Origin of the sequence: Rhizobium sp. PRIMUS64 (assembly GCF_023006465.1) — a bacterium.
In the GTDB taxonomy this organism is placed as follows: domain Bacteria; phylum Pseudomonadota; class Alphaproteobacteria; order Rhizobiales; family Rhizobiaceae; genus Rhizobium; species Rhizobium leguminosarum.
The window spans coordinates 17,131-29,943 of record NZ_JALBGX010000016.1; the positions used below are offsets into that span (position 1 = coordinate 17,131).

General features: G+C 61.2%; 12 protein-coding genes. 4 read left to right on the forward strand and 8 right to left on the reverse strand.

Annotation, left to right across the window (positions count from 1 at the left end):
* The first annotated feature begins 13 nt into the window (after nt 1-13).
* Both MOV76_RS09275 and MOV76_RS09280 read left to right on the forward strand, forming a co-directional pair.
* Entirely contained in the window at nt 14-1,411 is a 1,398-nt protein-coding gene (locus MOV76_RS09275) for a dipeptidase (RefSeq protein WP_247264382.1), read from the forward strand.
* Nucleotides 1,412-1,571: 160 nt separating this feature from the next.
* Nucleotides 1,572-2,837: a glycerate kinase gene (locus MOV76_RS09280; RefSeq protein WP_247264383.1), complete on the forward strand. Its 1,266-nt coding sequence runs from the start codon at nt 1,572-1,574 to the stop codon at nt 2,835-2,837.
* Between the two features lie 20 nt (nt 2,838-2,857).
* On the opposite strand, the gene MOV76_RS09285 is transcribed toward MOV76_RS09280, so the two are convergent.
* Nucleotides 2,858-3,814 carry an NAD(P)-dependent oxidoreductase gene (locus tag MOV76_RS09285; protein ID WP_247264384.1) on the reverse strand — a complete coding sequence of 319 codons (957 nt, stop codon included), beginning with the start codon at nt 3,812-3,814 and terminating at the stop codon, nt 2,858-2,860.
* An 80-nt stretch (nt 3,815-3,894) separates the two neighbouring features.
* A complete protein-coding gene (locus MOV76_RS09290) occupies nt 3,895-4,887 on the reverse strand; it encodes a lytic transglycosylase domain-containing protein (protein ID WP_247264385.1) in 993 nt (330 codons plus the stop codon).
* A 171-nt stretch (nt 4,888-5,058) separates the two neighbouring features.
* Between MOV76_RS09290 and MOV76_RS09295 the strand changes: the two genes are divergently transcribed.
* On the forward strand, nt 5,059-5,781 hold the full coding sequence (locus tag MOV76_RS09295; RefSeq protein ID WP_018241759.1) for a glutathione binding-like protein: 723 nt from the start codon (nt 5,059-5,061) through the stop codon (nt 5,779-5,781).
* Nucleotides 5,782-5,955: 174 nt separating this feature from the next.
* Nucleotides 5,956-6,726 (forward strand): gamma-glutamyl-gamma-aminobutyrate hydrolase family protein, encoded by a 771-nt coding sequence (locus tag MOV76_RS09300; RefSeq protein WP_018241758.1) that lies wholly within the window; start codon nt 5,956-5,958, stop codon nt 6,724-6,726.
* A gap of 103 nt (nt 6,727-6,829) precedes the next feature.
* On the opposite strand, the gene MOV76_RS09305 is transcribed toward MOV76_RS09300, so the two are convergent.
* The 6 genes from MOV76_RS09305 to MOV76_RS09330 are packed head-to-tail and all read right to left on the reverse strand — an operon-like array spanning nt 6,830 to nt 12,658.
* A complete protein-coding gene (locus MOV76_RS09305; RefSeq protein WP_065276428.1) occupies nt 6,830-7,489 on the reverse strand; it encodes a peroxiredoxin in 660 nt (219 codons plus the stop codon).
* Nucleotides 7,486-7,740, reverse strand: coding sequence for a hypothetical protein (locus MOV76_RS09310; protein WP_245278856.1), 255 nt, complete (start codon nt 7,738-7,740; stop codon nt 7,486-7,488). Before MOV76_RS09310 ends, MOV76_RS09305 begins: the two co-directional genes overlap by 4 nt.
* Before the next feature lie 42 nt (nt 7,741-7,782).
* Nucleotides 7,783-8,781 carry a TRAP transporter substrate-binding protein gene (locus MOV76_RS09315; protein WP_018445679.1) on the reverse strand — a complete coding sequence of 333 codons (999 nt, stop codon included), beginning with the start codon at nt 8,779-8,781 and terminating at the stop codon, nt 7,783-7,785.
* Nucleotides 8,782-8,794: 13 nt separating this feature from the next.
* Nucleotides 8,795-10,627: a TRAP transporter large permease subunit gene (locus tag MOV76_RS09320; protein WP_247264386.1), complete on the reverse strand. Its 1,833-nt coding sequence runs from the start codon at nt 10,625-10,627 to the stop codon at nt 8,795-8,797.
* 24 nt (nt 10,628-10,651) lie between these two features.
* Nucleotides 10,652-11,782 carry an LLM class flavin-dependent oxidoreductase gene (locus tag MOV76_RS09325; RefSeq protein WP_182565845.1) on the reverse strand — a complete coding sequence of 377 codons (1,131 nt, stop codon included), beginning with the start codon at nt 11,780-11,782 and terminating at the stop codon, nt 10,652-10,654.
* 15 nt (nt 11,783-11,797) lie between these two features.
* A complete protein-coding gene (locus MOV76_RS09330) occupies nt 11,798-12,658 on the reverse strand; it encodes an ABC transporter substrate-binding protein (RefSeq protein WP_182565846.1) in 861 nt (286 codons plus the stop codon).
* Nucleotides 12,659-12,813: the final 155 nt, after the last annotated feature.

The window sequence follows — 12,813 nt, forward strand, 5'->3', positions numbered from 1 at the left end:
CTGAGGAGAGACGATGACTAGTGCCATGGATCAAGATATCGATGCCGTTCTTGCCCATGTGGACCAAAGCCTCGATGGTAGCCTGGCGCGGCTTTTCGAGCTGATCCGCATTCCGAGCGTCTCGACCGACCCGGCCTATCGCGATCACTGCCGCACTGCTGCCGAATGGCTGAGCCGGGATCTGGCTGCGATCGGCTTCGAAGCATCGGTGCGTAAAACGACCGGGCATCCGATGGTCGTCGCCCATGAAAAGACGGCGTCCGGACCGCATCTGCTGTTTTACGGCCATTACGATGTCCAGCCGGTCGATCCGCTGGCGCTGTGGACGAGCGATCCGTTCGAGCCGCGCATGGAAGCCTTGCCGAACGGCGATACCGCGATCGTCGCGCGCGGCGCGTCCGACGACAAGGGACAGTTGATGACCTTCGTCGAAGCCTGCCGCGCTTGGAAGAGCGTCACGGGTAAACTGCCGGTGCAGGTGAGCATGCTGTTCGAAGGCGAGGAAGAGGCCGGCAGCCCGAGCCTCGCACCCTTTCTGGATGCTACGGCGGACGAGTTGAAGGCCGATGCGGTTTTCGTCTGCGACACGGATATGTGGGATCGCGAAACGCCTGCCGTCACGACGATGCTGCGCGGTATCTTTAGTACGGAAATCGAGGTCACCTGCGCCGATCAAGACCTGCATTCCGGCATGTTCGGCAATGCCGCGCGCAATCCGCTGCAGGTGCTGTCAGACGTGGTTTCGAGCCTGCGGCGTGCCGATGGCGGCGTCGCGGTCGAGGGTTTTTATGATGGCGTGAAAGAGCTCTCCGACGCTATCAAGGCGCTGTGGAAAAGACTGCCTTTCGACGAGGAGGCCTTTCTCGGCGATATCGGCCTGAGAGATCCGGCCGGCGAGGCAGGCCGTTCCGTCCTCGAACAGATCTGGGCGCGGCCGAGTTGCGAAATCAACGGCATGAGTGGCGGCTATACAGGAGAAGGCTTCAAGACCGTCATTCCGGCGAAGGCAAGCGCCAAGATTTCGTTTCGCCTGGTTGAAGGGCAAGATCCTCAGGCGATCCGTGATGCCTTCCAGCGGCACGTGCGCGCACGTATCCCTAGGGATTGTTCGGTCAGCTTCAGGGATTACGGGCTTTCGCCGGCAACCGTCATGCCGATCGACAGTCCGTTTCTCACCAGGACGCTTCAGGCGCTTTCGACGGAATGGCAATGCGAAGCTGCCCTTGCCGGCACGGGAGGTTCGATCCCCATCATCGGCGAATTCAATCGCCGGCTCGGATGCGATGCCCTCCTCGTCGGCTTCGCCCGCTTCGACAACCGCGTCCATAGCCCGAACGAAAAATACGATCTCTCCAGCTTCCATAAGGGCATACGATCCTGGGCTCGGATCCTGGCGGCCCTCGCCGACTGATGCTGTAGCACTTTGAATTGCTGCATAATTTTATCCTTCGATCGATTCCGATTTGAGGAATTATGCCGTAGGCTATGGTGCGGCCAACGCACCCTGCTGATCCTGCAGGCCGAGAATAACGGACAATCCCACATCGACACCGAGGCAGCAGAGACCACCGATGACGATATCAGCTCCCCGCGATTTTCTGAAAAGCCTGTTCGACGCGGCGGTTCGCGCCGCCGATCCGCTGACTGGCATCAAGGCGAACCTTCCGGATAGGCCCAAGGGAAGGACCGTGGTGATCGGCGCCGGCAAGGGCGCGGCGCAGATGGCGCGGGCGCTCGAAAGCGTCTGGGACGGAGCGCTCGAGGGTCTGGTGGTCACCCGCTACGGCTATGGCTGCGAGACACGCGGCATCGAGATCTTCGAGGCCGCCCATCCGGTGCCGGATGCGGCTGGCCTTACCGCCGCAAAGCGGCTGATGGAGACGGTGAACGGGCTGACGGAAGACGATCTGGTGATCGCGCTGATCTGCGGCGGTGGCTCGGCGCTGCTGCCCGCCCCGCCGGACGGGCTGACCCTTGAAGATGAGATTGCGCTCAACGAAAAGCTGCTTGCCTCGGGCGCACCGATTTCGGCAATGAATGTCGTGCGCAAGCATCTCTCCACCATCAAGGGCGGAAGACTTGCAGCAGCGACCAAAGCGAGGGTCGTCAGTCTGATCGTCTCCGACATTCCCGGCGACAACCCGGCCCATGTCGCCTCCGGGCCAACGGTCCCTGATGGTTCGACACGGCACGATGCGCTCGAGATCATCAGGCAATACGGATTGCAGCTGCCGCAGGCCGCATTCGACCATTTGAACTCGCCGAAGGCCGATGCACCGCGACCGGACGATCCGGTCTTCCTACGGCACGCGCATCACATCATCGCCTCCGCCGGCGTTTCGCTGGAGGCGGCCGCCGCACTGGCGAAGTCGCAGGGGATCGAGCCGGCGATCCTTTCGGATGCGATCGAAGGGGAATCGCGCGACGTGGCGCTGGTGCATGCGGCGATTGCCCGCGAGGTATCGGGCCGCAACAGGCCGTTTTCCAAGCCGGTCGTCATCCTTTCCGGCGGCGAGACGACGGTGACGCTGAGAGCCAAGGGCGGCAAGGGCGGACGTAATGGCGAATTCGCGCTCGCCATGGCGCTTGCGATCGACGGGCAGGAGGGCATTCATATCCTCGCCGCCGACACGGACGGGATCGACGGCTCGGAGGATAATGCCGGCGCTTTTGCCGATGGCGGCACGGCAAGGCGCCTTCGCGCCGCCGGGCTCGATCCGCGCCGACAGCTCGACGGCAATGACAGCTATTCTGGCTTTGCGACCACCGGTGATCTCTTTGAAACCGGCCCGACCGGAACCAACGTCAATGATTTCAGGGCTATTCTGATCTGTTAGGATTCGGCGGCGATGGCGGATCAGGTCTTGATCCGCCCCTGCCCGACCAGCCAGCTGACCGATTCCTGCACTGCCTGCGGGGATGTGTATCTTGGGGTGTAACCCAGCAGGCGCCTCGCTTTGGCGATCGAGCAATTCGGGCTGCGGGCGATATGTTCCCATGTCGCCTTCGCATCCTCAGCCGTCTGACCTTCGGCCCAGGCGTCGAATGGCGCGAAGCTGAGCTTCGGCTCGTGCCCGAACCAGCGAGACATTGATTCGGCATAGCCGCGAAGGGTCAATGCCTGCTCCGAAACCGCGTGAAAACTTTCGCCGGTCGACGTGTTCCAGTTGGCGATCGCATCCATGAACATCGCCGCCACGTCATCGGCATGGACGTGATGAACGGTCTCCAGGCCGAAATTGGGCAGCGGCAGAACCTCTCCGCGGGCAAGGGTCGAAAAGACCTGCAGGTTGAAATTGCCTGCCGGATTGAGCGGCGCCCAGCCGGGACCAACAATATGGCCGGGATGGATGATGGTTGCCGGAAATCCGCGCAGCCTTGCCTGCTGCAGCAGATAGGTTTCGATCGCCGCCTTCTGCGTGCCGTACTCGCCGAAGGGAAATTTCGGCGCCTCTTCCAGTGTCGGCACGGCTGTCGGGTGGCCGTGCGTCCAGATCGTGCCGGTATGCAGGAAATGACCGACATGCCCCGATAGCGCCGTCACCAGGTGCTCGGCACTTTCCAGCGAGAAGCAGATCATGTCGATGACGATATCGGCTTTCACACCACGCACGGCCGGGCCGAAATCACCCGTCCGCTCCATGGCTGTCCGATCCATCTGACGCTGATCGACGCCAGCCCAGGCGTGGTTTGCCGTATAAGGCTTTGCTGTGCCGCGGCTGATCGTAACGACGTCGTGGCCGGCTTCCACCAGACGGGGAACGAGATAGGTTCCGACATGGCCCGTTGCCCCGATTACCAAAACCCGCATCATCGTTCCTCCCTTTGCATTTCCGTGTCGAATATGCTGCGCTTGGGTGATCCCGCAAGCAGACTTTTCGTGATCAAGTCGGCTCAACCAGGCCCGCTATTCCTGAAAACAAGGCAGGTGCCGCCCTGTTTGCGGATCTGGTTGCAGAGGTCGTTGGCTTCCAAGCGTGTCTGCCGGCCGATGCGGGCAGCATAACGCGGGCGAAAACCAAAGCTGCGATCGCGCTGGCGCAGGATCAGCGGCTGCTCCGCATTCAGGGGCGCGGGCAGATCCTGCACGGCATCGAGAAACATGCGCCTGACTACCGCGACATTCGCATTCGCCGCAAGCTGGACGCCCCAGGGCGCCCATTCACCCTCCTGACGCCAGGGCGTGTCCTTCAACGTCCGTCTCTCCGCAAGCGCCACACAAGCATCGAGGAAGGACTTGTCCTTGTCGAGCGGGGCAGCCGCATCTTCCGGAGGATTATCCTTCCATTCCTCGATCGTATGCGCGGTGATTGCCAGGACGTAACCGCGTGTCTCGTAAGGTAATCTTCCTGACGTTAGGTAAGAGGAAAGTCCGTTTTCGCCGGCATTATAGGCGGCGGCGGCAAGGCCGAGATTGCCGAAACGATTGCGCAATTCGTCGAGATATTGCGCCGATTTCCGCAGGGCTTCCAACACCTGGTAGCTGTCTTCAAGACCGCGCAGTTTCGCCGTTCCGGGCATGAACTGCGCAATGCCCTGCGCTCCTTTGTAGCTGACTGCATCGGGGCGAAAGGTGCTTTCCCGCCAGATGAGACGGGCGAAATAATCCGGCGGCAATTGATTGGCGCTGGCGAAATGCTCGATCGCGACGCAAAGGTCTCGATTGAAACTGTCCTTACGGATGCAAAGCGTCTCACCCGATTCCGACGCCGAAGGCCCCGAATAGAGACAGGCCGGCGCCCCAGCGCTTCCTTCCGGCTGGGCCTTTACCGTGTCCAGTTGGGAAAACACAAGGCAGAGCGAAAGCATGGCTTTCGCCGATCCCCTCCCCATGTCGGACTGACGTTTCCGGCCTATCATCGGATCTCGGCGGGTTCGAACTTCCATCGCGACGCTGAATTCTCAATACCATCGATACGGGTAGGAAGCTTCCCCCATTTCCCTCTCTGCACCAGGTTTCTAATTTCGCCAGCAATTTTGGAACAGATATATTCGACCTGCCACGGTCGCAGCGTCATCCTCTTCACCAGGACTATCTAAGCGAACGAGGATAAGCAGATGATTGATCTCCACTACTGGCCGACGCCGAACGGCAAGAAGGTTTCGATCTTCCTGGAGGAAACCGGCACGCCCTACCGGCTGGTGCCGGTCAATATCGGCCGGGGCGACCAATTCAAACCTGATTATCTCAAACTCAACCCCAATCACCGCATGCCGGCCATCGTCGATCACGAGCCTGCCGATGGCGACGGTCCGTTGAGCGTGTTCGAATCCGGCGCGATCCTCTTCTATCTCGCCGAGAAGACCGGTAAATTCTGGCCGCAGGATCTGCGCGGCAAATACGAGGTCACGCAATGGGTGATCTGGCAGATGGCGAACCAGGGACCGAAACTCGGCGAAGCCGGTCATTTCCGTCGCCTTGGCGATCGCGAAGGCGACCAGTCCTATGCGGTGCGGCGCTTCACGGACGAAGCCAACCGCCTCTACGGCGTTCTCAACATGCGGCTTCGCGACCGGCGCTATCTGGCCGGTGAGGAATTCACCATCGCCGATATCGTCAGCTATCCCTGGACCGTCAACTGGCAGGCACAGGGTCAGGACATCGACGAGTTCAAGCATTTCAAGCGATGGTTCGAGGAGGTGGGCGCACGGCCTGGTGTCCAACGCGGCCTGGCGGTCGGCGCCGATCTTGGCACCGACAACAGTAAGCTCTCCGAAGAGGAGCAGGCGCGCATCCGCAAGATCCTCTACAACCAGCGCGCCCTTCCCGTTCCGGATTGAGCATCGGCTGCGATAGCTCTTGCACCGTCATTGCGGCAAAGGATATCCATAGTGACAACCGGGCCCGCAGCCAGCCAAAGGCCGGTTCCCGCTTCGCGTCGTTGCAGATCACCTGCCCGCGGATCTTGACGGTTTGGGCAGCAGCTGGCGTTGCGACTTGGGGTGTGGCCAGCAATGACGAGACCTGTAATCGGCATCATCGGGAACGCCCGCATCGTCGAAAGCCGCTTTGCGGCCCAGCTTGTCGGAGAAAATAATCTGCGAGCAGTGGCCGATGTTGCCGAAGCCTTGCCGCTGATGTTTGCCGGCAATCCTAAACTAGCCGATATCGCGGATCTGCTGGCTGTCGTCGACGGCATTCTGCTGACGGGCGCCAGAGCTAATGTCCATCCCAGCCGCTTCAACATGGTGCCTGATCCCAAGCACGAACCTTACGATGAAGATCGTGACGGGCTGGCGCTGCCATTGATTGAAGCCTGTGTTGCGCAAGGCGTTCCTGTTTTCGGTATATGCCGCGGTTTTCAGGAAATGAACGTCGCCGCCGGCGGCTCGTTGCATCCTGAAATCCGGGAATTGCCAGGACGCATGAACCACCGAATGCCGCGCCTGGAGACCGGCGAAATCCATCCCGACCCCGCCATCGTTTTCGGCGATCGTCACGATGTTCGACTTATCCAGGACGGGATGTTTGCGCGCATTCTCGGCCGGGAGACGATCCGGGTGAACTCGCTACATGGACAGGGCATCCTCGAACTTGGCGAGAGGGTCGTTGCCGAAGGAATTGCCGAGGACGGGACGATCGAGGCGATACGGTTCAAAGACGCGCCGGGATTTGCGCTCGGCGTGCAATGGCACGCCGAATACGATCCCCAAACCAACCCTGTGAATCGTGCGCTGTTTCAGGCATTCGGCGACGCGGTGAGAGCCCGCAAAGCCATCACCTAAGGTTCGGTCGGTTACGGCCGACACTTCACCGCTATCAGCACCACAAAGAAAAGCCGCCGCGAAGATGTTTTCGCGACGGCTTGTAGAGGTTCGAGAGCCGGGATCAGGCCGTCGGCTGCTTGGTCTTCCTGAGATAGGGCAGAACCGTATCGAAGGCGCCGAAACGCGTGATCGCGTCTTCGTTGGACACCGCGGCAGTGATGATGACGTCATCACCCTGGTTCCAGTTCGCCGGTGTGGCCACCTGGTGCTTGGCCGTCAGCTGGATGGAATCGATGGCGCGCAGGATCTCATTGAAATTGCGGCCCGTCGTCATCGGATAGGTCAGGATCAGCTTGATCTTCTTATCGGGACCGATGATGAAGACCGAACGCACCGTCGCGTTGTCGGCAGGCGTGCGGCCTTCCGAGCTCTCGCCGGCGCCGGCCGGCAGCATGTCGTAGAGCTTGGCGACCTTAAGGTCCTTGTCACCGATCAGGGGATATTCAACGTCGAAGCCAGTGGCGGTCTTGATGTCGTTCTTCCACTTGGCATGGCTTTCCACAGGATCGACGGAGATGCCGATGATCTTGGCGCCACGCTTGGAAAACTCTCCCGCAAGGCCGGCCATGGCGCCGAGCTCGGTCGTGCAAACAGGCGTGAAATTCTTCGGATGCGAGAACAGGACGGCCCAGCCGCTGCCGATCCACTCATGGAAGCTGATCGGTCCCTGCGTGGTGTCGGCGGTAAAATCGGGGGCAATATCGTTGATGCGTAAGCTCATGGTCGGCCCTCCAAAGCCTTGTGTTCAATGTTTTTCGTCTCAAATCGAGGCCATGGGATCCGTCCGCCGGAAGCGGTCGAGAGATTGCGGTCAACAGGATCGCACCGGCCGAAGGTAAAGACTTCCCATTCCTGGATTTTAAGTAAGTTATATATCACGATCACCGAAGGCATGCTCTTTCGATTTCCGGCCTGCTCCGGCATTATTTTTCCGGCAAGTGCGCGCGATGAAGAGACCGATGGTTTTTCCATCGGTCCCGTCAAAAGCTGCAGGCGAACCGCCCTGCCTCTTGCTCAGGCCGCCTGGACGGATTTGATCCTGTCGATGCCACCGACAACAGGTGCGAAATCGTCCCACACACCCTGGGCGCCCTTCTGCCATTCCTCGAAGGCTTCCGGCTTCAAGAGCTTTCCGCCGTTGGCAAGCGCCGTCTCGACGGATTTGGACTCGTCGTCGACGATCAGCTGGTTGAAATAGGTGGCCCCTTCGCTGGAAGCCTGCTGGAACACCGCCTTCTGCTCGTCGTTGAGGCCGGCCCAGAAGGTCGAGGCATAATAGATGACGCCGGATGCCCAAATGTGGCCGGTCTCGGTCATATCGGGCACGACCTCATAGAGCTTGAAGCCGGCATAGGCCGATTTGGTCAGATCCATCGCGTCGGCGACACCGGTTGCGAGCGCATTATAGGTCTCGGTGATCGGAATGCCGATCGGCGTCGTGCCGAATGCACTCCAGAGCTTGGTGTGCAGTGGGCTCTGGATGACACGGATGCGCTTACCCTTGAGCTGCTCCGGCCGCGTCACCGGTTCCTTGGTCAGGAGATGGCGGGCGCCGTAATTGATGAAATCGCCGACGACGAAATTCTGCGCCTGCAGTTTCTGCTTGAGATCGGCGCCGACATCACCACCAACGGTCCGGCGCACGTGGTCAGCATCGCGGAAGAGGAAGGGCAGATCGAGGATCTGCAGTTCCGGTGCCCAACCGGAGAGCGACGAGACCGTCGAGAGACTGGCCTGGATGGAGCCGAGGCGCACGCCCTCGGCCACCTCCTTCTCGCCGCCGAGCGCACCGTTCCTGACGATATTGAACTTGAACTGGCCGGGCAGCTTCGCTTCGACCAGTTCGCCGATCTTCACCCAGATCTTCGTTTCCGGCTTGTCGTCGCCGAGCAGCGAAGCGATCGTGATCGTCGTCGTGCGGGCAGCGGCGGTGCGGACGAAAGCGGGCGCTGCAAGCACCGTTCCGGTGAGAGCAGCGGTCTTCAGGAAATGGCGTCGATTGAGATTATCCATGGGGTTGTCCTGTTTACGAGAAGATGATGGCCCAGGCGCAAAGGATTGCGAGCGAGACCAGGAGAGCGAGCAGATAGGGAACCACCGCCCGAAAGAGCTCCGAGGCGGGAATGCGCGTGACGCCGCTGACGACGAAGATCAGCATGCCGAGCGGCGGCGTCAGTCCGTGGATCATCAGGTTGACGACGATGATCACCCCGAACTGAATGGGATCGATGCCGGCGGCAACCGCTGCCGGCAGCAGGATCGGGCCGAACAGCAGGATCGCAGCGCCGATATCGAGAACAAGGCCGACAACCAGCAGGATGACGTTCGACAGCAGGATGACCGCAAGCGCGCTGCCGCCGAGTGCCGTCGTCAGATGCGAGATCAGCCCGGACACGTCGTCGACAGCCAGCAGGAAGGCAAAGGGGCCGGCCGTGCCGATGAGGAGACCGATTGCCGCCGCTTCAACTGCTGCCTGGCGAAAGGCGGCATAGAGCGAGAGAATGCCGAGCCGCGCGCCGATGCCGAGCAGCAGCGTGTAGAAAGCAGCAAGCGCTGCCGCTTCCGTGGTCGTGACGATGCCAATGCGGATGCCGACGACGACGATGATGCCGAGCCCGAAGGCTGGGATAGCCTGAACCGCTGACTGCCAGCGCTGTCTCGCGTTTGCGCGCGGCAAAGGCACCTGTTCGCTGACCGTCAGATGGATGGCGATTGCCAGGCATATGGCCATCAGCCCGCCGGCAAAGAAACCGCCGACGAGCAGCGAGCCGACGGAAAGATTGGTCGCCGTCGCAAGGATGAGAAATGCGATCGACGGCGGGATGACGTTGTCGAGAACCGATGTCGAGGCGATGATCGCCGCCGCCTGCGCCGGCCGATAGCCGTGTTTGACCAGTTCGGGCTGGAAGGTCGACGCGCCGAAAGCGGCATTTGCGACCGACGAGCCGGAGGCGCCTGAAAAAAGGACGCTGGTCAAGAGCGTCGTCTGCGCCAGCCCTGCCCGGCGATGGCCGACCATGGCGGCGGCGAAGCGCACGAGCTGGTTGGCGACGCCGGAGGCCGTCAGCAGGCCGCCGGCAAGCAGGAAGAAGGGAATGGCGAGCAGCAGGAATTTCGAGATGCCGGTGACGGTCGCGGAAACGATCGCCGGCTCCGGCAGGCTGCTGCCGAAGGCGATGACGACATAGGCTGCGGCAAGAAAGGCGTGCGGCAGCGGCGCAGCAAGCAGGAGACCGATTGCCGCAATAAGTCCGAGGAAGATGCTCGGCGGCCAGTCGAGATCGAGCGCGACATGCGGGATACCGGCATAGAGCGCGACCCCCACGGCAAGCGAGAGAGCAACCGGCAGGAGCTTGCCTTCGGCAATGCGCTGCAGAAGCAGCACGACGAGGATCAGCGCGCCGCCGGCGCCGAGGAAACCGAAGCGGATCCATTCCGGCACGCCGAGCGTCGGCGAGACGCCGCCGAGCATCGTCATGATCTCGCTGCCGCCAAAACTCAGGATCAGCGCAGAAAGCACGGTGAAAACATCGGCGCCGATCCGCGTCACCTTCTGCAGGTTTTCCGGCAGGATCTTGACGAAGACGTCGAGGCGCATGGCAAGCGCGCTGTTGAGGCTGAGCGGCGCGCCGAGCGCGATCAGGCCCACATGCAGCCAGATGCCGAGATCCTCGGCACCGATGAAGCCGGCGCTGAAGAAATAGCGCAGGCAGACTGTGACGAGCACCATCAAGAGCAGCACGGCGAGAACGAGTGCCGCCGCAATGCCGAGAACCGCTTCGATCACCCGCAGCAGGCGCGCTGCCACCCCGCTGTCCGGAGCAGCCTGTTCGATCGGATGAAATTCACTCGTGGCCACAACACTTACCTTCTGGCGAGAGGATCAGGCATTCTTGACGGTCGAAAGATCGCGATCGAAGAGCGTCGACCAGGTGTAGTTCCGCGCCTTCGAGACCTCCCTGCTGACATCGAGCCGCGGCAGCACCTTTTCGCCGAAACGATAGGCTTCCTCAAGCAGCGGCATGCCAGAAAGAATGAAAGTATCGACACCAGCCTTTTGATAGGCTTCGAGCGTGCGCAGAACCGTATCCGGCGAACCGACGATCGCCGTGCCGGGGCCGGGCCTCACCAGGCCGATGCCGGCCCAGAGGTTCGGTGCAACTTCGAGATCGCGCAGATTTTCCGGCTTGAGGCCGCCGTGCAAGGCTGTCATGCGCTGCTGGCCGACGGAATCGCTTCTTGCGACAAAGCGCTGGTTGGCAGTGATCGCCGCATCGTCCATGCGGCCATAGAGATCGGCCGCCGCTTCCCAGGCCTTTTCGTCGGTGTCGCGAACGATGACATAGAGGCGGATGCCATATTCCAGTTCACGCCCGTATTGGGTGGCACGCGCCTTCACCGCCTCGACCTTCTCGCCGATCTGGGCGGGCGTCTCGCCCCAGGAGAGATAGGTGTCCACATGTCTTGCCGCGACTTCAAGCGCCTTATCCGAGGAGCCGCCGAACCAGAGCGGCGGCGGTGCGATGCTCTCGCCGACCGGCAAGGCGAGCTTGGCGCCGTCGGTCGAGAAATACTTGCCCTGATGGGTGACGCTCTCGCCGGCAAAGAGCCGGTGCCAGAGCTGCAGATATTCGTCCGCCATGTCATAGCGCTCGTCATGCGGCAGCGTCATGCCATAGGCGCCGAGCATCTTGGCGTCGCCGGAAACGACATTGATCAGCAGCCGGCCGCGGGCGAATTCCTGAAAGGTCGCCGCCATCTTGGCAAGCAATGTCGGTGCGACGAGGCCGGGATGGATGGCAACCAGAAAACGCAGCCGCTCGGTGTGGGCAAGCAGCGCACTCGCCAGCACCCAGACATCATGGGCGCCGGTCGCAAACAGCGCGCCGGTGTAACCCAGATGGTCATAGGCCTGGGCAAGCTGCTTGTAATAGCCGTAGTCGACTTGACGTGAGCCTTCCGGCTGCCAGGGATACTCGCCGTCGGGCGCGCACATGTACCAGAAAACGTTCATCGCCTGATTCCTTCGTTATCTCGTCGTTTCCGGGCGTTTCAGCACGATGGCCTTGTCGAAATGGCCGTGGCGCAGCAGCGTATCGGCCTCTTCCTGTTGTTCGGCAATGATCTCGTCGTCGATCGGAAAGACGGTGAAGTCGCGCGAGTGCACCACCTTTTCCCAGGCATCGATATCCGTTCCGTCGCGGTCGCCAGATCCGCCGCGGTCGCCAGATGCAAGAAGCCGGGCGGCGGCACGCGGATCGGCAGCGATCTCGACGCCGATCCGGCTGAGTTCGGAGACGATCGCCCGAATTTCCGCCGCCGAAAGGCCGTTCCGCTCCAATGTCCAGAACAAAGAACGGTTGGGAATGGCCGCGCCGCAGCGAGCGATCAACCTGACGTCGTCGCGCTCCAGCGCCTTTTCGAGACGCGGCGACATGGCGACCCAGGCATCGACACGCCCTTCGAGCAGATCGGCGAGCGAGTCGCGCGCGCCGCTTTCGACCCGCTCGACATCGGGCAGGCTCATCCCCTCACCTTCGAGGCTACGGGCCAGCAAATAAGTGTGAAACGAACCGTCGATCAGCGAGATCCGGCGGTCTTTCAACTCAGCGACGGAGCCGATCGGACTGTCGCTCCTGACGAAGATAGCGCCGTTGGCCGGGCGCGGCGCGGAGGCAGCAATATATTCGACGCCGAGCCCGCGCATATCCGCCTCGATCGGCGGTGTCGAGCCAGTGCCGCCGAGATCGATGTCGCCACTTTCCAGCAGTGCCGCGGTATCACGGCCCTCGGCATAAGAGATGAATGTTGGCTGCAGATCGACGAAGGCGCCGGGCCAGAGCCGCGCGAGGCGAAGATGCAGATTGTTGGGATGAACGCCAATTTTCATTCTGTCCGACCGCTACGTGGCTGATGGCATTCAATTTACTTTTTTATATATTGATTGCGAGGAAGTGATTGTCGTCGGCAAGGGGAAATCGGCTTTCAAATCCCATAAAATCGATAGGCAATGAAATCTTTTACCAGATCGAGCGAAGTGAGTGA

Coding starts and splice junctions, on each gene's coding strand:
- MOV76_RS09275 (WP_247264382.1), top strand. CDS start 14: ATGACTAGTGCCATGGATCAAGATATCGATGCCGTTCTTGCCCATGTG.
- MOV76_RS09280 (WP_247264383.1), top strand. CDS start 1,572: ATGACGATATCAGCTCCCCGCGATTTTCTGAAAAGCCTGTTCGACGCG.
- MOV76_RS09285 (WP_247264384.1), bottom strand. CDS start 3,814: ATGATGCGGGTTTTGGTAATCGGGGCAACGGGCCATGTCGGAACCTAT.
- MOV76_RS09290 (WP_247264385.1), bottom strand. CDS start 4,887: ATGGAAGTTCGAACCCGCCGAGATCCGATGATAGGCCGGAAACGTCAG.
- MOV76_RS09295 (WP_018241759.1), top strand. CDS start 5,059: ATGATTGATCTCCACTACTGGCCGACGCCGAACGGCAAGAAGGTTTCG.
- MOV76_RS09300 (WP_018241758.1), top strand. CDS start 5,956: ATGACGAGACCTGTAATCGGCATCATCGGGAACGCCCGCATCGTCGAA.
- MOV76_RS09305 (WP_065276428.1), bottom strand. CDS start 7,489: ATGAGCTTACGCATCAACGATATTGCCCCCGATTTTACCGCCGACACC.
- MOV76_RS09310 (WP_245278856.1), bottom strand. CDS start 7,740: ATGGAAAAACCATCGGTCTCTTCATCGCGCGCACTTGCCGGAAAAATA.
- MOV76_RS09315 (WP_018445679.1), bottom strand. CDS start 8,781: ATGGATAATCTCAATCGACGCCATTTCCTGAAGACCGCTGCTCTCACC.
- MOV76_RS09325 (WP_182565845.1), bottom strand. CDS start 11,782: ATGAACGTTTTCTGGTACATGTGCGCGCCCGACGGCGAGTATCCCTGG.
- MOV76_RS09330 (WP_182565846.1), bottom strand. CDS start 12,658: ATGAAAATTGGCGTTCATCCCAACAATCTGCATCTTCGCCTCGCGCGG.